The 21563-nt window shown below is 46.8% G+C and carries 17 protein-coding genes; 9 read left to right on the plus strand and 8 right to left on the minus strand.

What is annotated here, in order from left to right; translation table 11 throughout:
• Positions 1-21: 21 nt before the first annotated feature.
• Both C943_RS03390 and C943_RS03395 read right to left on the minus strand, forming a co-directional pair.
• Positions 22-309, minus strand: a complete 288-nt coding sequence (locus C943_RS03390) for a hypothetical protein (RefSeq protein ID WP_008624241.1) — start codon at positions 307-309, stop codon at positions 22-24.
• Positions 306-2018: a DNA polymerase/3'-5' exonuclease PolX gene (locus C943_RS03395; RefSeq protein WP_008624242.1), complete on the minus strand. Its 1713-nt coding sequence runs from the start codon at positions 2016-2018 to the stop codon at positions 306-308. The genes C943_RS03390 and C943_RS03395 overlap by 4 nt, the downstream gene beginning before the upstream one ends.
• A 102-nt stretch (positions 2019-2120) precedes the next feature.
• Here C943_RS03395 and C943_RS03400 point away from each other — a divergent pair, with 102 nt between their 5' ends.
• From C943_RS03400 to C943_RS03415, 4 genes are all read left to right on the plus strand, one after another.
• The gene (locus C943_RS03400) at positions 2121-2528 is read left to right on the plus strand and encodes an EVE domain-containing protein (protein WP_040478881.1); all 408 of its coding nucleotides are present in this window, start codon (positions 2121-2123) and stop codon (positions 2526-2528) included.
• The gene (locus tag C943_RS03405) at positions 2525-4156 is read left to right on the plus strand and encodes a hypothetical protein (protein WP_008624245.1); all 1632 of its coding nucleotides are present in this window, start codon (positions 2525-2527) and stop codon (positions 4154-4156) included. The genes C943_RS03400 and C943_RS03405 overlap by 4 nt, the downstream gene beginning before the upstream one ends.
• Before the next feature lie 164 nt (positions 4157-4320).
• On the plus strand, positions 4321-4692 hold the full coding sequence (locus tag C943_RS03410; RefSeq protein ID WP_008624246.1) for a transmembrane 220 family protein: 372 nt from the start codon (positions 4321-4323) through the stop codon (positions 4690-4692).
• A gap of 22 nt (positions 4693-4714) precedes the next feature.
• Positions 4715-5467: an NIPSNAP family protein gene (locus C943_RS03415; RefSeq protein WP_008624247.1), complete on the plus strand. Its 753-nt coding sequence runs from the start codon at positions 4715-4717 to the stop codon at positions 5465-5467.
• Positions 5468-5578: 111 nt separating this feature from the next.
• Here the strand turns inward: C943_RS03415 and gcvP are convergent, their stop codons facing one another.
• The gene (gcvP, locus tag C943_RS03420) at positions 5579-8470 is read right to left on the minus strand and encodes an aminomethyl-transferring glycine dehydrogenase (RefSeq protein ID WP_008624248.1); all 2892 of its coding nucleotides are present in this window, start codon (positions 8468-8470) and stop codon (positions 5579-5581) included.
• A gap of 201 nt (positions 8471-8671) precedes the next feature.
• Between gcvP and C943_RS03425 the strand changes: the two genes are divergently transcribed.
• A complete protein-coding gene (locus C943_RS03425) occupies positions 8672-10168 on the plus strand; it encodes a M28 family peptidase (RefSeq protein ID WP_040478883.1) in 1497 nt (498 codons plus the stop codon).
• A 17-nt stretch (positions 10169-10185) separates the two neighbouring features.
• Entirely contained in the window at positions 10186-11106 is a 921-nt protein-coding gene (locus tag C943_RS03430; RefSeq protein WP_008624250.1) for a nucleoside hydrolase, read from the plus strand.
• A gap of 72 nt (positions 11107-11178) precedes the next feature.
• Here C943_RS03430 and rodA read toward each other — a convergent pair whose 3' ends face one another.
• The 5 genes from rodA to C943_RS03455 are packed head-to-tail and all read right to left on the minus strand — an operon-like array spanning position 11179 to position 16639.
• A complete protein-coding gene (rodA, locus tag C943_RS03435; RefSeq protein ID WP_008624252.1) occupies positions 11179-12453 on the minus strand; it encodes a rod shape-determining protein RodA in 1275 nt (424 codons plus the stop codon).
• Positions 12454-12456: 3 nt separating this feature from the next.
• Complete coding sequence (mrdA, locus tag C943_RS03440) at positions 12457-14256, minus strand: penicillin-binding protein 2 (protein ID WP_008624253.1); 1800 nt, start codon at positions 14254-14256, stop codon at positions 12457-12459.
• The gene (locus C943_RS03445; RefSeq protein WP_040478885.1) at positions 14256-14777 is read right to left on the minus strand and encodes a hypothetical protein; all 522 of its coding nucleotides are present in this window, start codon (positions 14775-14777) and stop codon (positions 14256-14258) included. The genes mrdA and C943_RS03445 overlap by 1 nt, the downstream gene beginning before the upstream one ends.
• Positions 14770-15603, minus strand: a complete 834-nt coding sequence (gene mreC / locus C943_RS03450; RefSeq protein ID WP_008624255.1) for a rod shape-determining protein MreC — start codon at positions 15601-15603, stop codon at positions 14770-14772. The genes C943_RS03445 and mreC overlap by 8 nt, the downstream gene beginning before the upstream one ends.
• Before the next feature lie 7 nt (positions 15604-15610).
• Positions 15611-16639, minus strand: a complete 1029-nt coding sequence (locus tag C943_RS03455) for a rod shape-determining protein (RefSeq protein ID WP_008624256.1) — start codon at positions 16637-16639, stop codon at positions 15611-15613.
• 220 nt (positions 16640-16859) lie between these two features.
• On the opposite strand from C943_RS03455, the gene C943_RS03460 reads away from it, so the two are divergent.
• The 3 genes from C943_RS03460 to infB all read left to right on the plus strand — a co-directional run bounded on the left by C943_RS03460 (position 16860) and on the right by infB (position 21502).
• Entirely contained in the window at positions 16860-17330 is a 471-nt protein-coding gene (locus C943_RS03460; RefSeq protein ID WP_008624257.1) for a ribosome maturation factor RimP, read from the plus strand.
• Positions 17331-17335: 5 nt separating this feature from the next.
• Positions 17336-18580, plus strand: a complete 1245-nt coding sequence (gene nusA, locus C943_RS03465) for a transcription termination factor NusA (RefSeq protein ID WP_008624258.1) — start codon at positions 17336-17338, stop codon at positions 18578-18580.
• 69 nt (positions 18581-18649) lie between these two features.
• Positions 18650-21502 (plus strand): translation initiation factor IF-2, encoded by a 2853-nt coding sequence (gene infB / locus C943_RS03470; protein ID WP_008624260.1) that lies wholly within the window; start codon positions 18650-18652, stop codon positions 21500-21502.
• The last annotated feature ends 61 nt before the right edge of the window (positions 21503-21563 follow it).

The raw sequence follows: 21563 nt of genomic DNA on the forward strand, positions 1-21563 counted from the left end.
TAAAGCCAAATCATTTGCTGCTTAGATCGTCAAGACAAAAAACACCAAAGCAACTGCCAAAACCACAATCATTTTCTTGGCCTTGTCCTGAATCTCTTCGGGATTTTTTCGCTTGCGCAGGACCATCACTGCGATACTCAACCCAAACATCTGAAACAGCAGGCCCACGCCTTGAAGAGGAACCATCGGTGCCTGCAAAAACTGAAAATAGGCGTTTACGATTGGAATCAAGCAAAGAACAATGCCGGTGATGCCAAACAAAAACGAGCGCTTCAATAGAATACTGTTGTCTTTATCGCTCCAACTCATGATTTTTTGATTGAATTTTTTCGTTGCTGGAGGTAAGTCTCCATTTCCTTTAATGACAGCGCGTTGAAAGTCATATCCTTGGTCAAGCCGCCTTTTCGTCCTGCAATTACTCCATATCGCATATCGGCGTATCCCTCCATTTCATGCGCGTCGGGATTGATGGAAAGCTTGACGCCCTTGTCCATTGCCTCTTGAACCCACCTCCAGTCCAAATCCAGCCTCCAGGGATTGGCATTGATTTCAATCACGACACCGTGGTCGGCACAGGCCTGAATAATCGCCTTGTGGTCGATTGGATAACCGCCCCGGCGCAGCAATAATCTTCCCGTCGGATGCCCGAGGATGGTCGTGTACGGACTTTCTATTGCTTTTAAAAGGCGCTGGGTTGCTTTTTTGACATCCATATTGAGGCTGGAATGGACAGAAGCAACGACAAAATCAAAAGTCGAAAGCACGTCCTCCGGATAATCCAAGCTGCCATCGATGAGGATATCACTTTCGATGCCCTTGAAAATTCGGAAAGGCGCTAGTTCCTGGTTGAGCAAATCGATTTCGCGGTGCTGCTGCTGTACCCGCTCGATCTCCAATCCACCTGCGTAAAACGCGGTCCGCGAATGGTCCGAAATTCCCAGGTACTCATATCCCAAATCCCGACAATGCTCGGCCATCTGCCGCAGTGTATGCTTGCCGTCACTGTAAGTGGAGTGGTTGTGGAGGATTCCTCTCAGGTCGTTATCAACGACCAGATGATCTATTTTACCGGACTTCGCCAGATCAAATTCTATCAGGCCTTCCCGAATTTCCGCCGGAATCAGCGGAAGACCAGCCTTTTGGTATGCTTCGGACTCATCGTAATAATGAGGTTCCTCGCGAATAATCTCCACCAGTGATTTATCTCCTTCCACATGATGTAAAAGGTGGGCTTTGGAGGCAGTCCGAACGATCTTTTCCAAAACCAAATCCGCAGGATCTGTAAAGTGAAACGCCATCTTGACCTCGGGTGACTTCAACTTGCCCCGCCAAGTAAATGGGCTGGAGATTTTGCGATCTTGAAGCAGCGAATCAATATCACTCAGCGCACGGATAACCTGTTTCCGGTCATCGGTGGCAATGAGCCATTCTACCTGTTCGATAATTTCCATTTTTCGCCCATACTCACCTACAGGAAAAATGTCTACCACCTTGGAGTGCTTCTTTATGACTTCAGCCAATTCATCCATGGACAGTTCCAAATCGGCATACAGCCACTTTCCTTGGTTGGCTTCCTTGAACTGAAGGGATTGGATGATGCTTTCCTGTGTTTTTTCGCCAAAGCCTTTGATTTTCGCAACTTGCCCAGATTGGCAGGCTTCCATCAGTTCATGCGTAGAGGTGATGTTGAGTTCCTCCCAAAGTGCCTTCACTTTCTTGGGCCCCAGGCCTTTGATTTCAAGGACTTCCAAAATCCCACTGGGAGTCTTGGCCAGGAGTTCATCCAATCCGGGAAAACTTCCTGTCGCTTGCAAAGAAACAATGGTATCGGCTAGGCTTTTGCCGATACCATGCAGGTTTTGGAGTTCTTGGGGACTTTTACCTTCGATATCTATCTCGCCTCGGTCGATGTTATTGACAGCAGACTGGAGGCTTCTGATCTTGAAGGGATTTTCATCATGAAGCTCCATCAGCTTGATGGTAAGCTTCAGTTGGCGTAAAATGTGATCTGCGTCCAAAATATTTAGATTCTTTGCTCCTGACTAGGACAAATGTCAACAATAATTGTTTTATAATAAAACACGAAGCCTTAACTTAAACATTCTAAACAACAGGCGATGATGAATTATTGGCTGGTTAAATCCGAACCTTCAGAATACGGATGGGAAGACTTGGTTGCAAAACAGGAAGACATTTGGGACGGCATCCGCAACATCCAGGCAAGAAACTACCTGAAGGAAATGCGCCTTGGGGATCAAGTCCTATTTTACCATAGTGGGAAAAACAAAGAAATCGTAGGTGTGGCGGAAGTCTCATCCGAAGCATTCCCTGATGCCAAAGATACCGAAAACCAAGGCTGGGTCGCAGTAAGCCTAAAGGCTTCAAAAGCATTGTCCAAGCCTGTGAGTCTCGAAATCATCAAGGCCGACGACAGATTGGGCAGCCTTCCTTTGCTAAGGCAATCACGGCTTTCGGTCATGCCGGTAGAGAAAAACGTATTCGATCTGATCATCAAAATGGGGTCATGAAAAAAATCATCCCTCTTTTTGTTTTGCTGCTGTTTAGCTTGGCAAGCCAGGCCCAAGTGATGTTTGTGAACCGTTTTGAAATTGAGAGTAAATTTCAGGACAACAATTTTACCATTGTCAAGCGTCCGGGAGGTTTGGTGGGTTTTCGGGTGCAGCCGGACAAGGGTTTCAACCTCAAATCAAAGTTGCAGTATTTTTTGACGGACTACGAATTGGCTTCGGACACCTTTCGGGAAATCGCAGTCAAGGACTTTTATGATCTTTTGGGGTATGACTTGGAGGGCGATTTTCTTTACATTCTACTGCAAAAAGGGGAAGCCATCAGCGATCGGTACATGATCGAAATTGACCTCGAAAACGATCTTGCCAAGGAAATCGATTTGACCAACATCTATACGCTTGAATTAAAGGAGTTTTTTGTTGTCAATCGCAACGCTGTGTTCATGGGGCTCTCAGATCTCAGGCCGGTGGTGCAAATTCTCGACATCGAAGCCAACAATGTGTTTACGGTTCAGGGAATCTATTTCAAAGACACCAATATCCTCCAAATCAAAAAAGAGAGTGAGCTGGGGACGATTGATGTATTGGTAAGCCGCCGTGATAGGCTTAAAAACAAACAGTTGGTACTCAATACCTATGACGAGCAAGGCAATAAAGTCAGGGAGGTCGTAATCGATCAACTACAAGACCCCACATTCGAGTTGGTAGAAGGTCTGATGACCCCAATCGAACAATACCAGCAATCCCTCGTGGGTACCTATGGCTATCGCAAACGGGAAGCCTATCAAGGTATCTACCAAGCCTTTATCAATGAATTTGGCGAATACGATATCCGATACTACACCTTGGAGAACTTCCCTAACTTTTTCAATTACCTTAATGAAAAACAACGGGAAAAGAAACTGGTCGAGTTGGAAAGGTCTTTTTCAAAAGGAAAGATCCTTTCCATCAAGCCGGTTTTCTCCGCCAGGGAAGTCATCCCGACAGGCAATGGGTACCTTATTTACAGCGACCACTTTCTTGCCAACAATCCTCGATACATTCCAAGGGACGGTGTGTATGCAAACGAATCCTACCGCAACAACATGAATCGGATGTACATGGACGGCATGGGCTACATGCCCGGATATGGGATGCCCGGCTATCCATTCAATCGATATGGAACCACTGGCTGGCAACAAGGAGAGTACAAGTTTGTGTCTGCGCATATGCTTTACTTATCCAAGGAAGGGGAAGTTATCTGGGACAATGCATTGGATCTTAACAACAGGCTCCTTTCCTACTCAAGCAAATACGGAGAAATCAGTTTTGACGGAGAAAAACTCCACTACCTCTATCTGGATGGGCTAAACATCTACCTAAGCTATATCAAAAACGGGGATAAGGTCTTTGAAAACCAATCTTATGAAATCAAGCTTGTCAACGAAGACGAACGGCTTCGCGAAACACAGGAAAATAGCCTGAATCTAACTTGGTGGTTTATGGATTATTTCCTCCTGTCAGGCAAGCAGAAGGTAAGGTATGTGGGAGAAGACGGCAAGGAAGCCATCAAGGAGGTTTTTTTCCTGACAAAAATCAAAGTCGACGGAGATCAATTTGACCCCGAGGAGGGGGAAACTGATAAATGAGAACCTACACGGCTTTTCAATTAGATGACTTGAATCACCAATCCAACATCCAAATCATGCAGCTTTGGTTGGCAACGGTATGAGATGGAAACTTTTGCCCATGAATCATACGAGGCGTCTGAATAATTTCTATTTTGGTATCGCTAACTCCTACACTGGCACCCATGAAAACATTCTCAAAGTATTTCTTTGGCTTTTGGTTTTTTGCCTTTCTGCTCTTTGCCTATTGGCAAATCAACGATCCCGATCCGGAAATCTGGGTTACACTCTACATCGGCGCGGCGATTTTCTCAGCCTTGGCCTTTAGGGGAAAATATCCTTTGATACCCTTAGCGGTTGTCATTTTGGTATGCCTTGCGGGGGCAATTTACTTTTACCCCGACTCGGTATCCGAATGGGTAAATTATGAGCTAGAAAACAAGGACCTCACCATGAAAACCCAAGAATCCGAGGAAGCGAGGGAGACTTTTGGTTTCCTGATTATTGCGGTAGTATTGTCAGTCGCAGCTTTTATCGGCTGGCGAAAAGGTAAATAAGTCTTCACATCTTCTTAAATCCATGAAAACCATCAAACTCTTATCGCTCACATTACTTGCCTTCCTTTGTTTGGAGGCTGGCGCACAGGATATGCGCTATTTTGAAATGCGAACCTACACTGCACATGAGGGAAAAAGACCCGATTTGGTCAAGCGTTTCCAAGACCATACCCTGAGGCTTTTTGCAAAAGCAGGGATTGAAAATATCGGGTATTTCATCCCCACCGATCCCAACGACAACCGGCTGGTTTTTATTTTAGCCTATCCACATCAGGCGATGCGTGACATGCTTTGGGAAAAATTCGCCACCGATCCCGAATGGCTGGAAGTAAGGGCTGCGAGCGAAGCCAACGGTCCATTGGTTGCCAAAGTCGAGCAAACATTTTTGGAGATTGCAGATGACCTCAATCCGGAAATCGTCCGTGATACCAACGAGGGTAACCGGGTATTTGAACTGAGAACCTACACAATGTTTCCCGGGAAAATCGATGCCATCCACGCCAGATTCCGCGATTATACCCGCGAACTTTTCCAAAAACACGGTATGATCAACGTGATGTATTGGTACACGGTGGAAGCGGATGAATCCGTTCAGCCAAAATTGGTGTACCTATTGGCGCACAAAAGCGAGAAGGCTGGGAAGGATTCCTTCGCAAAATTCGGCAAGGATCCGGTTTGGATCACCGTGCGTGACGCTTCCGAGCAAAACGGCAAAATCGTGGAAAAAGTCGAATCACTTTACTTGCAGCCACTCCCTTTCTCTCCTATGAAATAAAGCATCCGAGACTATCTACGCAGATAAGCTGGCATTCAATCAAAATTAAGTGTCTATAAAACAAAAAAAGGGGCCTTTTGGCCCCCTTTTTTGTTCTGGAAAATTTGAAAATCAAGCTTCTGCCTGAACATATTCTTCCACCGGAATACAGCTACATACCAAATTCCTGTCTCCATAGGCTGAATCTATCCGCCGGACAGAAGGCCAGAATTTGTTTGCTTTGACGTAAGACAGCGGATAAACGGCCTTTTCCCTGCTGTATGGCAAGGACCAAGCATCTGAAAGTGCCAAAACAGCAGTATGTGGAGCGTTTTTCAACACATTGTTTTCACGGTCCGCCTGACCATCATAAACTTCTTGGATTTCGGCACGAATGGCAATCATCGCGTCACAGAACCTGTCAAGTTCAGCCATGGTTTCGGACTCAGTCGGCTCGATCATCAGCGTACCTGCGACAGGGAAGGAAACCGTTGGCGCGTGGAAGCCATAATCCATTAGTCGCTTGGCAATATCTTCCACCTCGATGCCAACCTCCTTGAATGCCCTGCAATCCAAGATCATCTCATGCGCTGCGCGTCCCTGAGTCCCTGTGTATAGAATCGGATAGTGGCTCTCCAGTCTCGCCTTGATATAGTTGGCATTCAAAATCGCGATCTTGGTCGCATTGGTCAGTCCATCCCCACCCATCATGGCAATGTAGGCATAGGAAATTGGCAAAATGCTGGCTGAGCCAAAAGGTGCAGCTGAAATCGCCGTGATGGCTTGCGTGCCGCCCGTTTGTACGAGCGGGTTTCCGGGAAGGAATGGCACGAGGTGTTTCGCCACACAAATCGGACCCATGCCAGGACCACCTCCACCGTGGGGGATGCAGAAGGTCTTATGCAAGTTGAGGTGGCATACATCCGCACCTATAATGCCCGGGCTCGTCAATCCGACTTGGGCATTCATATTGGCACCATCCATATATACCTGACCGCCATTGTCATGGATGATCTGGCAGATCTCCTGAATCGCCTCCTCAAATACGCCGTGTGTAGATGGATAAGTGACCATGAGGCAAGAAAGATCAGCTTTGTGCTCTTCCGCCTTGGCTTTCAAATCCGCTACATCAATATTTCCTCGTTCATCACATTTCACCAAAACCACTTTCATACCGGCCATTACCGCAGACGCGGGATTGGTACCATGGGCAGAGGTTGGGATAAGGGCTACATTTCTGTGGTGATCGCCGCGGCTCATGTGGTAAGCCCGGATAACCATCAGGCCGGCATACTCTCCTTGAGCACCTGAATTTGGCTGAAGGGACGTATCCGCAAAACCCGTGATCTCGCTGAGCCATCTCCTGAGGTTTTGGAAGAGTTCGAAGTATCCGGCTGCTTGGTCCTGTGGCGCAAATGGATGCATTTGTCCAAATTCAGGCCAAGTCACCGGAATCATTTCTGTGGTTGCATTCAACTTCATAGTGCAGGAACCCAATGAAATCATGGAATGCACCAATGACAAATCTTTGTTTTCCAAGCGCTTGATATAGCGCAACATCTCGTGCTCGGAGTGGTATTGGTTGAAAACGGGATGTGTCAAGTATGCTGACTTCCTGTTCAAGCTTTCGGGAAGATTCAATTCTAATCCTTCCACCAAGTTTTCCCAATCGATTTGGGCTTTTTCAGTTGTTGACTTAGAGAAGATATCCACGATCGCCTTTACGTCGCTAATGGTCTTGGCTTGGTCAAATGATAGGAAAACAAAGCCTGGCTCATAGCGGAAATTCATCTCCGATGACAAAGCAAAAGCCTTGATCTTGGATTGCTGTACCGCATCGGTCTTTATTTGGATTGTATCAAAGAAATGCGCATTTACTTGCTCAAAGCCATATTTGCGAAGGGCTTTGGCAGTCAACTGCGCCAATCCATGCGTCCTTGCTGCGATTTCCTTTAGACTTTTTGGGCCATGATAGACAGCATACATTCCGGCCATCACCGCCAAAAGTACCTGAGCGGTACAGATATTGGAAGTTGCCTTTTCGCGCTTGATATGTTGCTCGCGTGTCTGAAGAGCCATCCTGTAGGCTTTGTTGCCATCCTTGTCGACAGAAACACCAATAATCCTTCCCGGAACTTGGCGCTTGTATGCGTCACGGGTAGCAAAAAATGCCGCATGCGGACCACCATAGCCCATTGGCACTCCAAAACGCTGACTGGTTCCGACCACTACATCTGCACCGAATTCACCCGGAGGTGTCAACAATGTCAAGCTCAACAAGTCGGTCGCAAAGGCAGTCAACACGTGGCTTTCTTTCGCCGATGCCACCAAGGCGCTGTGGTCCACCACCTCTCCATCGGCGTTTGGATATTGAAGTAAGATTCCAAATAAATCCGGGTTGGTCAAATCCAGTTTGGAAAGCGACGCAATCTCCAATTCGATCCCGATAGGCGCAGCACGTGTAATCAGCAGATCCTTTGTTTGTGGAAACACCTTCTCATCCACAAAAAACTTGTGTGCGTTCTTTTTTTCCTTCGGCTTGGACGCGTACAACATCGTCATCGCTTCGGCGGCTGCTGTAGCTTCATCGAGCAAAGAAGCGTTGGCCATTTCCATACCTGTCAGGTCCATCACCATTGTTTGGTAATTGATCAAAGCTTCTAAGCGTCCTTGCGCGATTTCTGCCTGATAGGGTGTGTATGCGGTATACCATCCTGGGTTTTCGAGGATATTCCTCAAAATCACCCCGGGAACAATCGTATCATAATATCCCAAACCGATAAAGGATTTGAAAATCCGGTTTTTGGAAGCGAGCTTCTTAAACTCCCTCAAGAAAGATGCTTCAGTCTTGGCTTTTGGCAGATCCATAGGCCTGCCCAATTGGATGGATTTCGGTATTGTTTGGTCGATCAATTCGTCCAAGGACGCCGCGCCGATCTTTTCGAGCATGATGGCGATCTCAGAGGCGGATGGCCCATTGTGCCTGCTCTCGAACCTGGTGGAGGGATTAAGACTGATTTTCATAGGGAGGAAAATTGGATAGGATTTGGGTTATATTCTCCTGATTTTTTGAATGTGCAAAGGTAGAAATTATTGGAAGACAAAGCCCGCAACGAGCCGAAGAAATCTACCTACCTAACACCGAAAATGACGGACGGTTTCAGAGAATAAGGAATATTTTTCTATGTTTAACGGCTTAAAAATGACAACCCTCAACGATAACTTATGAAAAAGAGATGGATGCTGGTAGCCATGCTTATCTTGGGCATTAGCCTCACAGGTAGCGCACAGGATGCCACGGCACTGAAATACGCAGCGACGATCAATGCGCAGGATTTGGAAAAACACCTTACCTACCTCGCCTCAGATGAATTGGAGGGCAGGGACACAGGGGAAAAGGGCCAAAAACTTGCCGCCGAATACCTCGCAAATTTTTACCAAAACCTCGGTCTCAAAGGCCCTGTGGATGGCACCTATTTCCAAAAATTCAACTTGGCTTCGACCTCCTTCCCTGAAGTAACCTTGACTGTGGGCAAGCAAAAACTCGTCAACAACGAGGATTTCGTCTTTATTGGCGACGGCTCGATGAAAAAAGCCGCTAAGGCTGACCTCGTATTTCTGGGCCTCGCCTCTGAGGAAAACATGAAAAAGGTTGACGTTAAAGGTAAACTCGTTGGCCTTTGGGCAATCGGTGCCCGCGCACAAAACGTAGTGTCAGACATCATGAAAGCTGGGGCGGTCGGCGTAATCGTGGTGACTATGGAGGGCCAAGCAAACTTTGACAGACTTGCAGGCAGATATAAGTCACTGAGTGGTCGCGGAAGGCTAGGTTTCGAGGAGCCCACCAAGCAAGAGCCGATTTTCCTGGTTTCCAGCGATAAAATGGCGGCTTTGTTTGCAACGCCTGTCGAGGTTTTGAAAGAAGCTGCCAAAAACAATCCCGAATCCATCAAAGCGCAAAAGGCTTCCTACTTCGTAAAAAAGGAAACCAAGATCGTCCCAACCGAAAACGTCATGGCATTTTTGGAGGGAACGGACAAAAAGGATGAAATACTCGTCATCTCCTCGCACTACGACCATGTCGGCATCAACAGCAAAGGAGAAATCAACAACGGCGCGGACGATGACGGCTCGGGTACGGTATCTGTGATGGAAATCGCCGAGGCATTTGCCTTGGCAGCAAAAGATGGAAAAAAACCTAGAAGAAGTATCCTTTTTCTTAACGTAACCGGTGAGGAAAAAGGACTTCTGGGATCGGAATACTATTCAAACAATCCGATTTTCCCCTTGGCAAACACGGTCAACAATATCAACATCGACATGGTTGGCAGGATTGATTACGAATACCAAAATGCTCCAAACAAGGACTATGTCTACGTGATTGGTTCCGAGATGCTTTCTTCACATTTGAAAGTCATCAACGAATACAACAACATCACCTATACCAACCTCATCCTTGATTACCGCTATGATGCAGAGGATGATCCAAACAGGTTCTATTACCGCTCCGATCACTATAACTTCGCGAAGCACAATATTCCTGTGATCTTCTTCTTCAATGGCGTGCACGACGATTACCACCAGCCAACCGACACAGTAGACAAGATAGAATTCCCCCTCATGACCAAAAGGGCCAAACTCATTTTCCATACGGCCTGGGATCTGTCCAACCGGGAAAATCGCACGCCTGTAGACGGAACCAATACCCGCACGGAGCGTTAACCGAAACAACAATAGCCATGAGGTCATCTATTTTAATTGCCGCCCTGCTCCTGCCATTCAGCCTTTTTGCCCAAAAACAAAAAGTGTGGCTGGACTCCGATACCGGCAATGAAATGGATGACCTCTATGCCATAGTGCGCTTGTTGAAAGCGGAAAGTATCGAAGTCGTCGGCTTGAGTTCCGCGCATTTCAACAATCCGGATCTATTGGTTTTTGAAAAGTGGAATGCCTACGAAACAAAAAATTTGCGTACGCTCGAAGACAGTCAAAGACTGAACGAGGAAATCCTTGCCGCCATGGGTCTCAGGCAGCTTCCGCATCCCAAAGGAGCCGATAGGCAGATTGGCCGGGCTTGGGGCGGACAGGAACCCCGGGATTCCCCGGCTGCCCAAGCCATCATAGCTCTGGTAAAATCACTTCCCGATGGCGAGAAACTCGATGTCCTGACCTTGGGTGCGCTGACCAACATCGCCTCGGCGATCATTCTTGCTCCGGAAATCTTACCTAAGATTCGGGTCTTTTCACTTGGCGCTAAATACAACCTCGGCACCCGTGCCTGGAGCAAAAATGAGTTCAATATCCGCAATGACCTCAATGCGTTTGATTACTTGTTGGATCTGCAGGGACTCGATTTCACTGTCATGCCCCTGGAAACGGCATTCCCGCTTCAATATGATCGTGACGACACCTACGCGCGCTTAAATGAAAAAATACCCGTAGAGCATATTCTGGAAAACCGCTGGAGAGAACAAAATCCCCAAGACAAAACCCGCGTCATGTGGGATTTGGCCCTAGTGCAAGCATATCTTTTGCCCCAATTTGCCGAGGTCCTTACAGTCAACAGCCCACCGGAGAACAAAACGATCACGGTAAAAATCTTTTCCAAAATCAATAAAGAAGCCCTCGTCGACGATTTTTGGACCAGTTTGAGAAAGTGAATTAATGACTCTCGAGATTGAGGTTTGCCGCGTAACCGATCAAACCATTTTTTTTACAGCAACCTTAAAAGCCTATCCCATCCGCCCGAGCAATTGAATCCGGTGTGAATCCAATTTGATGAAGATGAAAAGCAAAATGGTAAAGGACCACAGGGAAGACCCACCATAGCTGAAAAAAGGAAGCGGGATTCCAACAACAGGAAACAGGCCAATCGTCATGGCGATATTGATCATAAAATGAAAAAACAATATCGAGACCACACAATAGCCATAAACACGCGAAAAACGGTTTTTCTGCCGCTCGGCCAACATAACCAAGCGCATTAATAATCCACAGAAAAGCCCAATCACCACCAAACTCCCAACCCAGCCGAACTCTTCGCCCAGCGTGCAGAAGATAAAGTCCGTATGTTGCTCGGGCACAAAGTCAAACTTGGTCTGCGTCCCTTCCAAATAACCCTTGCCCAAAAATCCACCGGACCCGATTGCAATCTTGGATTGTGTCACGTTCCACCCGACTCCCAAGGGATCGATATTGGGGTTGAACAAGACCATGATACGGTTCTGTTGATGCTCTGGAAGTTTGGCAACAACGTAATCCAAACTGTAAGTATAGCCTACGATCAGCAAGCCCAAAACCACCAAACCCACAATCCGCGTCCATCTTTTCTTTCCCAACAAAATCAAAACAGCAATCACTACACCCACGCCAATGGCCAGATAGAGGTTGTTTTCAATTCCTAGTGCCAAAAGTGAAATTGCCACAAAGGTCAGCCCCAATACGTAATACCACTGCGGCATCCCCTCACGGTAGAGCATAATAAAAAAAGCCGCGAATACCATCGCTGTCCCTGTATCCGGCTGCAACATGATAAATAGTGCCGGTAGGAAAATAATGAACATGACCTGAGCCTGGTACTTGGGCTGGGAAAGATCGATACTGGGGCGTTCCATGAATTTCGCCAAGGCCAAGGCGGTCGTGAATTTGGCAAACTCAGACGGCTGGATCCGAAATGCGCCGAATCCGATGGACAGGGTTTGGCCATTCACTTCCTTTCCGATAAAAGGCGTCACCAAGAGTAAAACGAGAAACACCAGGTACAAAACCCAGGACAAGTTTTCGAAAAGTCGGTAATCCGCAACCATAATCAACAAAATGATCAATACGGCGGTACCGATCCTTACTAATTGTTGTCCGGAATTGATGGACAAGTCGAAAATGCTTTTGATGTTTTGCTCGTCATACACGGCCGCATAAATATTGAACCACCCTATAATCACCAGGGCGGCATAGATCGCGATTGTGATCCAATCGATCTTGTTGATATAAAGGTCGTCCTGTCTCAAAGCTTACATGAATTTTCCAGCCAGCACATATTCTTCCAGTGCTAGCCTTGTGATTGATCCTCTGATGTATTTTTCGATCATTAAGCTTGCGGTAGAAGCAGCTGCGCGGCCTCCCCAGCCAGCGTTTTCGACATAGACTGCGATGGCGATTTTCGGATCATCCTTGGGTGCAAAGGCAATGAATACGGAGTGGTCTTCTCCCTGCGGGTTTTGTGCTGTACCTGTTTTACCTGCGATCTGGATATCGGAGATTGCAGCCCTGGCTGCGGTTCCGTAAATGGCCTCAGCCATTGCATCCTGAATCAGGTCAAAATGGTGGGCATCTACACCGACGTCCATTTTTGTACGAAATTGAACTGGGATTTTCTCATAATCTCCATCAACAGCCTTGATAAGGTGGGGTGGGTAATAGTACCCTTTGTTGGCAAAAATCGCCGCAAGGTTGGCCATTTGAAGTGGGGTCACAAGCATCTCACCCTGTCCGATCGAAAGTGAATAGATTGTCGAATACTTCCATCTCCCCTCTCCATAAACACGGTCATAATATTTACTTGAGGGAATGGATCCGCCTTTTTCATTTTTCATATCGATACCAAGCGGACCACCCAACCCAAACTTCAATACAGACTCTCGCCAAGCATTTAAGCCAATTTCTGTATCCTTGAAAGTGTTGGTGGAAACCTCCCGGTTGATCATCATCCTGTAGGCCTGATGGTAGTAGGGATTGCAGGAATTTCGGATAGCTCCAAAAAGATTGACTGGATTGGGGTGGTTGTGGCAAGCCACCAAAGACCTATTGCAACCAAATGTTGTGTTGGGTGTAAGTACCCCCATTTGCAGACCGATCAGCGATTGGACAATCTTAAAGATTGATCCTGGAGGATACATCGCCATGATTGGTCTATTAAATAGCGGCTTATCTTGATCTCTATTGAGCAAAAGGTAGTTGGCTCCAAACTGGGCACCTGTAAGTAAATTGGGATCATAAGTTGGTGCCGATATCATAGCTAGGATTTCACCCGTTTTCGGCTCAATTGCCACAACTGATCCACGCTTGCCAGCCATCAACATTTCACCGTATTGCTGCAAATCGAGGTCCAGCGTCGATGTAAGGTTTTTCCCAGCAACGGAAGCTGTATCGAATTCTCCGTTTTTGAACGGCCCTTTGTCGACTCCCCGCACGTTGACAAGCTTGTACTTCACGCCCTTGACCCCACGGAGTTCATTTTCATAATATCCCTCTATGCCACTGAGGCCCACATAGTCTCCTTGACGGTAGTACTTGGTTGTATCCTTCTCAAGCTGCGGACCTGATATCTCTCCTATGTACCCCAAAGCATTGGCGGCACTAGCCTGGGGATAGGACCTTACCGAGCGCGTCATGACAAACAAGCCAGGGTAGTCAATCAAATAATCCTGTATCCTGGCAAAATCGGTCGTCGAAATCTGTTTGATTAGCGGCGAAGGCTTGACCGGTGAGTATTTTCTCGCGGCTGTATAGGTTTCCTTGAGGTATTCCTTGCTTATTTTGAAGATTTCGCAAAATCGGGTGGTGTCTTTGACCTGAAATTCCCTCGGAATTACCATCAAGTCAAAAATGGGATAGTTATAAACCAAGATTTTTCCATTCCGGTCATACACCAATCCCCGATAAGGGTGGTCTACCACTCGCTGGATAGCATTGCTTTCTGCTTTTTTCAAAAAACTATCATCCGCCACTTGGATCAAAAAAAGCTTGGTCAAAAGCACCAAACCAACAATGGCAATCACAATGATGATGACAAGCGGTCTTTGGTCGTTCATTAAATTCCCCTCCTTCTCCGGTAAAACAACAGTTGAACAATTATACTCATTATAGTAACAAAAATAACGCTTGCAATAATTTTTTGCAGCGAATCAAAAAACAAACCTGTGCCTAGGCTTTCTACATAAAAAAACACCACATGGTGGATCAAAACCAAAGGTAGGCTGTAGGATAGAAACCATTGCAGGCCCATATTTACCACCGTCGGCTGCATGTCTTCGTCAAAAGTCCCAGAAGATACCAGCATACGTAGCCAGCGGCTCCGTACAAAACCCACTGCCAACAACGCCGAGGTATGGATCCCCATCGTGTCATAAAACATGTCAACCCCCAGTCCCAGGACAAAGGAAATCAGGAGCGAAGGAATTGTCTTTACCTCCATCGGCAGCAGGATGATGAACATCAGGTAAAGGAAACAGAATGCCACACCAAAAAGGACAAGGTTCTTGAGAATCAGCACCTGTGCCAAAAAATACAGGATACCTGCAACTGCCAATGATATGATCCTGATACTAGTCATTTGGCAAACCGCTAGATTGATACAAGGAATCAAGTTCCGCTTGTTGGAGGTTTTCTACAAGGTACACGTAGGAAATTCTGGAAAAATCGGTGGATAATTTGATGGTGATGTCCAGATAATTGGTATCTGTACCCGGCTTTACCTCCGTAACAGCACCAATCGGAATACCCGCTGGAAATACCGCGTTGTATCCTGATGTCACTACCAAGTCTCCTTCTTTGACCACCACATGCCGAGGTACGTACATCAGCTTTGCAAACCCGGGATCACCACCATCCCATTTGGTCGAACCGAAAACATCATTGGTTGTGATCTTGGAGGAAATCAAAAGCTCCGAATGCAAAAGGGAAATGATCGTAGCATAATTGCGGCTGACATCCTTGACCCTTCCTACCACGCCTTCTTCATTAAACACGCCCATCCCGGGCTTGATCCCGTGATTGGAGCCTTTGTTGATGGTCAAGTGGTTTTGGGTGAGGTTCAGCGAGTTATTGATGACCTTTGCTCCGCGAAAGGAGAAATTCGCCTCCAAGGCGGAATCCAAAGCGATATACGCACTATCAGCCGGCCTTCGGAGAGACTCCAGCTCTGTGAGAAGAACAGCATTTTTCTCCACCAGTCCTTTGTTGACGGATGCGAGCGAAAAATATTCCAAGATATCACTTTGGGTACTAAGTACGTTGCCCACAATTTGGTTGGAACTATTAAAAATGGCGGAGCCTTGTTGGGAGTTGTTAGAGGCAATCAGCCAAATCGCGACTGCTTCCAACGCAACAAACAACAAAAAGGCCCTTATCTTATAGAGAAAAAGAAAAATCCGCTGCATCCACCTATCAACTCATCAACACGGTTCGGAAATTATTGATATTCTTCAAGGCGGTTCCTGTTCCCCTTACTACTGCCCTTAGCGGATCCTCGGCAATATGGATCGGAAGCTTGGTCTTCTGATGGAGTCTTTTATCCAATCCCTTGAGCAGGGCTCCGCCCCCAGTGAGGTGGATACCGTTGTCATAGATATCTGCCGACAGTTCCGGCGGAGCAATTTCGAGTGCTTTCAAGACCGCTTCTTCGATTTTGGACACTGATTTATCCAATGCGAAAGCAATTTCGGAATAAGATACCTTGATTACTTTTGGAATACCGGTCATCAAGTCCCTACCGCGAATCTCATAGTCCTCTGGAGCATCGTCCAATTCAGTCAATGCAGATCCAATCGCAATTTTCACTTTCTCGGCAGAGCGCTCACCAATCAAAAGGTTATGCTGCCGTCTCATGTAATCCAGAATATCTTTCGTGAATGTATCACCTGCCACCCTGATAGATTGGTCAGCGACGATCCCTGACAGGGCAATCAGTGCGATTTCCGTTGTACCACCACCAATATCTACAATCATGGAGCCCATCGGCTTTTCGATATCTATCCCAATTCCGATGGCAGCGGCAATCGGCTCATAGATCATGTATACTTCCTTCGCGCCTGCATGTTCTGCGGAGTCGCGTACCGCACGTTTCTCCACCTCGGTGATGCCAGATGGTATGCAGATTACCATCCGGTGGGATTTTGGAAACATTCCTTTTTTGTGCCCAGGGATCATTTTGATCATTCCCCGGATCATCTGCTCCGCTGCGTAAAAATCCGCAATCACCCCATCCTTCAATGGCCTGATGGTCTTTATGTTCTCATGGGTCTTCTCGTGCATGTTCATCGCGTCTTTTCCAACCGCGAGGACCCTGTTTGAGGTCCTGTCTATCGCAATGATCGAAGGCTCGTCCACGACGATTTTGTCCTTGTGTATGATCAGTGTATTAGCGGTACCTAAGTCTATAGCGATGTCACTTGAGAAAAAATCAAATAAAGCCATTGTGTTTTATTGAGGAGTTGATGATAGATAATTGTGTTAAATTTAACAATGTTGGGGACAACATATTATGCGGGCGGACAAAATTATCATGGAAATCTCAATTTAATACAAGTTTCCGGCTTTTTTTTAATTCGATAAAATTATTACATTTGCAACGTTTTACCATACTCAGCGGAGGGGACGTCGGTCCCCTCTTTTGTTTCATAGCCGAAAAAACGCCATGAGCCTGAAGAACACATTAGAGGAAATCGTAGCAAAGCACCTTCCGGATGACAACCACTTTGTAGTGGACATTGTCGTCGCCGGAATCGGCAATAAATCCCAAGTCAGAATCCTGATCGATTCGGATGAGGGAGTCAGTATTGATGCCTGTGCCAGGGTAAGCCGTGCGGTAGGAGACGAAATCGAAGCCAAGGATTTGATGCCGGAGGCTTTTGTGCTTGAAGTATCCTCACCAGGATTGGACCACCCACTTTCTTCAAGGAGGCAATACCTCAAAAATGTCGGAAGAAAGCTCAAGGTCAGCCTGTCGGATGGCAAAGATATCGAGGGCCAACTGTCAGAGGTCGGCAGCACGGACATCAAGATCCTTACCAAAGTAAAGGAAAAGGGCAAAAAGGCACAGGAAGTGATACTCGCCATTCCTTTCGAACAAATCAAGAAATCAATTGTGTTAGTCTCATTCAAATAAAAAACATGGACGCTAAAGTGCTCATAGAGTCGTTTGCAGAATTTGCAAAGTCTAAAAATGTGGATCGACCTACCATGATCCGAATCCTGGAAGATGTATTTAGGGCGATGATTCGAAAGAAATTCGAAACAGACGAAAACTTCGACGTCACCATCAATGCCGACAAGGGAGACCTCGAAATCCTCCGCATCCGGGAAATCGTCGACGATAATTCGGAAGATATTTGGGATTTCGACAAAATCAGCCTGACCGACGCCCGTAAAATAGAACCTGATTTTGAGGTGGGGGAAGAAGTATATGAGAAAATCGAATTAGAAGAATTCGGACGCAGGGCCGTGCAGATGGCCCGTCAAACTTTGATCCAAAAAATCAAGGACCTTGAGAAGGACTTGCTTTTCAACCAATATGAGGATTTGGTAGGTGAAATCATATCGGCAGAGGTTTACCAAATCCTTGGCCGGGAAGTCCTCTTGATCGACGGTGAAGGCAACGAATTGATCCTTCCAAAGAGTGAACAGATTTCCAAAGACCGATTCCGCAAAGGCGACAGCGTTCGAGCCATCGTCCACAAAGTAGAGATGGTCAACGGCAATCCACGCATCATCCTTTCCCGAACCTCGCCGATTTTCTTGGAAAGATTATTTGAAAACGAGGTCCCTGAGGTATTCGACGGCCTGATCACCATCAGAAAAATCGTGAGGGAACCAGGAGAAAGAGCAAAAGTCGCCGTTGAATCCTATGATGACCGGATCGATCCAGTGGGCGCATGTGTGGGCATGAAAGGAAGCAGGATTCACGCAATTGTCCGCGAACTCCAAAACGAGAACATCGACGTCATCAACTACACTGACAACCTTGAGCTATATGTGGCCAGGGCACTGAGTCCAGCCAAAGTGACTTCGCTCCAAATTGATAGAGAAAACAAGAGAATCTCCGTTTACCTCAAGCCTGACCAAGTTTCGATGGCAATCGGTAAGGGTGGATTCAATATCCGTTTGGCTTCACGATTGGTCGGATACGAAATCGATGTTTTCAGGGAATTGAGCGATTACGAAGAAGAGGATGTGGATTTGGAAGAATTCGCAGACGAGATCGACGGATGGGTAATCGACGAATTGAAGAAGACCGGGTTGGATACTGCGAAGAGTGTTTTGTCACTTACCAAAGAAGACCTTATTCGCAGAACTGAACTGGAAGAAGAGACGATCGACGAAGTATTTAGAATATTGAAACAGGAATTTGAGCAATAACCAAAGCCTCAATAACCCAATAAATGGCCTATATTTGCCAACAGATTTAGAAAGTGCACAAAATATTATATGTCAGAAGATAGAACACAGCGACTTGGGCAAGTAGCCAGAAAACTCAACGTAGGGATCTCTACGGTAGTGGATTTTCTGACTAAAAAAGGCTTTGAAGTCGAAAACAATCCAAACTTCAAAATCATCGGGGAGCAAATCGACCTGTTGGCCAAGGAGTTTAAATCCTCTGCACTCGAAAAGGAGGAGGCCTCGCATCTTTCCATTGGGAAGAGGCACCACGAGACCTTTACCATAGAGGCGGAATCCGAAGCCAAGGAGGAGAAAAAGCAGGAGCCGGTTATTGAAACCAAAAAACCCGAACCTGCTAAACCTGCCGTGATTGCTAAGGAAGAACCAAGCGCGGACAAAGTATCCGTGGAAGCGCCCGTACTTCCCGGAATCAAGGTTTTGGGGAAAATCGACCTAAACGCTCCAAAGCCCGCTCCAAAGAAAGAGGAAACAAAACCCCAAGTAGCTGACGAGCCCAAGCCAGCTGCGGAACAGCCTTCCACTCCAGCACCACAGGCTCCGAAGCAACAAGTAGCAGAAGAACCTGTCGCCCAACCGCTTGCGGAAGCTCCATCTGACGCCAAAGAAACTTCTAAATCTGCTGGAATCACCTCGGAAACCATTCAACCAAAGGCTGAGGCTGAAAAGGAAAAAGTACCTGAGGCTCCCGAAGACCAAGTTATCGCAGCAAAGGCAGACGCACTTAAAGGCTTGACCGTTTTGGGCAAAATCGAATTGCCTGACGATAGGTTCAAAAAACGGGATAAGCCCGTTGCTTCCTCTGATGAGCGCAACAAGGACAAAAAGAAAAGGCTACGCAAGCGTATTGATAAAAAAGGCCCTGAAATTCAGGATCCAAATCGTCCAAAACCAGCCGACCAAGCTGCCGGAGGAAGAGGACGAGCACAGGGACAACCTTTCCAAGGAAAAGGGAGGCCTGCTTCCCCTCAGGTCGCACGAACACAAAAGGCCGAACCTACCCAAAAGGAGATACAGGACCAAATCAAGCAAACTTTGGCAAGGCTACAGGGTGGCAAATCCGGGGGCAAATCCAAGCGTAGAGACAAGAAATCAGATAGATTTAAAGAAGAGGCGGAAGGTGTCGACGATACCAAAGTCCTCCGGGTTACCGAATTTATCTCTGCCAATGACTTGGCATCTCTCATGGATGTCTCTGTGAATGAAGTAATCTCTACCTGCCTTTCTTTGGGTATGTTCGTATCCATCAACCAAAGGCTGGATGCTGAGGCAATCACCATCATTGCTGATGAATTTGGTTATGAAATCGAATTCTCTAAGCCTGACGAGGAAATTGAACCTGAAGAGCTTGCAGACGATGAAGAAGATTTGCAGCCAAGAGCGCCAATTGTTACCATCATGGGGCACGTAGATCATGGTAAAACATCACTTTTGGACTATATAAGGAGAACAAAAGTGACCGCAGGCGAAGCAGGGGGAATCACCCAGCATATCGGTGCCTATGATGTCACTACGGCTGATGGGCAAAAAATCGCTTTTTTGGATACGCCAGGTCACGAGGCCTTTACGGCGATGCGTGCCCGTGGTGCCAAAATCACCGACGTCGCCATCATCGTGATCGCTGCGGACGATAGCATCATGCCGCAAACCAAAGAAGCAATCAACCATGCACAAGTCGCAGGCGTGCCGATGATTTTCGCAATCAACAAAATCGACAAGCCAAACGCCAACCCGAACAAAATCAAAGAGGAATTGGCCAATATGAACCTGTTGGTGGAAGAATGGGGTGGAAAATACCAATCCCAAGACATCTCTGCCAAAACCGGTGTCGGCGTGGATGAGCTTTTGGAAAAAGTACTGCTTGAAGCAGAAATCCTCGAACTGAAAGCCAACCCCGACCGAAATGCCCTAGGTACCGTCATAGAAGCTTCCTTGGATAAAGGACGCGGGTATGTGACTACCGTAATGGTGCAGGCAGGAACCCTTGAAGTCGGCAATATCATGCTTGCAGGCCCACATTATGGCAGGGTCAAGGCGATGTTTGACCACACAGGCAAAAAGCTCAAAAAAGCCGGACCTTCTACACCGGTCTTGGTGCTGGGACTTGCCGGAGCTCCACAAGCTGGTGATACCTTCAAAGTAGTGGAAACTGAAAGGGAAGCGCGTGAAATCGCCAACTCAAGGGAGCAAATCCTACGAGAGCAAACCATGCGGACCAAGAAACACATCACTTTGGATGAAATCGGAAGACGTTTGGCGATCGGAAGCTTCAAGGAACTCAATATCATCATCAAAGGTGACGTGGACGGTTCTGTCGAAGCGCTTTCCGACTCCTTGCTCAAACTTTCCAAAGAAGAGGTATCCGTAAACATCATCCACAAGGGTGTGGGTCAAATCTCAGAATCGGATGTACTCTTGGCATCAGCCTCTGACGCCATTATCCTCGGATTCAACGTACGTCCTTCTCCAAATGCCAAAAAATTGGCGGAGCAGGAGGAAATCGAAATCCGTCACTACTCCATCATCTACGATGCCATCAACCAAATCAAGGATGCCATCGAAGGGATGCTTGAGCCGGAATTTGAAGAGATCATCACTGGTAACGTGCAGATCAGGGAAGTATTCAAAATATCCAAGATCGGTACCGTGGCGGGATGTTATGTCACTGAAGGACACATCACACGGAAGAACAAAATCCGCATCATCAGGGATGGCATCGTTGTGCATGATGGTGAAATCGACCAACTCAAGCGATTCAAGGATGATGTCTCAGAGGTCAAGGCGGGTTACGAATGTGGTATCTCGATCAAGAACTTCAACAACATCCAAGTGGATGATACGATCGAAGGCTACATGATGCAGGAGATCAAGAAGAAAAAGTAATCAATCTAAAAGTTGATATCAAAAAGGGGCCTCAGCGCCCCTTTTTTTGTGTCCTTTGGTT

Source organism: Mariniradius saccharolyticus AK6, from assembly GCF_000330725.2.
GTDB lineage: Bacteria > Bacteroidota > Bacteroidia > Cytophagales > Cyclobacteriaceae > Mariniradius > Mariniradius saccharolyticus.

Bases quoted from the DNA above. Each gene is read 5' to 3' on its own strand.
- gcvP (WP_008624248.1), bottom strand. From the start codon at position 8,470: ATGAAAATCAGTCTTAATCCCTCCACCAGGTTCGAGAGCAGGCACAAT.
- C943_RS03460 (WP_008624257.1), top strand. From the start codon at position 16,860: ATGAGCCTGAAGAACACATTAGAGGAAATCGTAGCAAAGCACCTTCCG.
- C943_RS03400 (WP_040478881.1), top strand. From the start codon at position 2,121: ATGAATTATTGGCTGGTTAAATCCGAACCTTCAGAATACGGATGGGAA.
- C943_RS03455 (WP_008624256.1), bottom strand. From the start codon at position 16,639: ATGGCTTTATTTGATTTTTTCTCAAGTGACATCGCTATAGACTTAGGT.
- nusA (WP_008624258.1), top strand. From the start codon at position 17,336: ATGGACGCTAAAGTGCTCATAGAGTCGTTTGCAGAATTTGCAAAGTCT.
- C943_RS03405 (WP_008624245.1), top strand. From the start codon at position 2,525: ATGAAAAAAATCATCCCTCTTTTTGTTTTGCTGCTGTTTAGCTTGGCA.
- C943_RS03425 (WP_040478883.1), top strand. From the start codon at position 8,672: ATGAAAAAGAGATGGATGCTGGTAGCCATGCTTATCTTGGGCATTAGC.
- C943_RS03390 (WP_008624241.1), bottom strand. From the start codon at position 309: ATGAGTTGGAGCGATAAAGACAACAGTATTCTATTGAAGCGCTCGTTT.
- infB (WP_008624260.1), top strand. From the start codon at position 18,650: ATGTCAGAAGATAGAACACAGCGACTTGGGCAAGTAGCCAGAAAACTC.
- mrdA (WP_008624253.1), bottom strand. From the start codon at position 14,256: ATGAACGACCAAAGACCGCTTGTCATCATCATTGTGATTGCCATTGTT.
- C943_RS03415 (WP_008624247.1), top strand. From the start codon at position 4,715: ATGAAAACCATCAAACTCTTATCGCTCACATTACTTGCCTTCCTTTGT.
- C943_RS03445 (WP_040478885.1), bottom strand. From the start codon at position 14,777: ATGACTAGTATCAGGATCATATCATTGGCAGTTGCAGGTATCCTGTAT.
- C943_RS03410 (WP_008624246.1), top strand. From the start codon at position 4,321: ATGAAAACATTCTCAAAGTATTTCTTTGGCTTTTGGTTTTTTGCCTTT.
- C943_RS03430 (WP_008624250.1), top strand. From the start codon at position 10,186: ATGAGGTCATCTATTTTAATTGCCGCCCTGCTCCTGCCATTCAGCCTT.
- mreC (WP_008624255.1), bottom strand. From the start codon at position 15,603: ATGCAGCGGATTTTTCTTTTTCTCTATAAGATAAGGGCCTTTTTGTTG.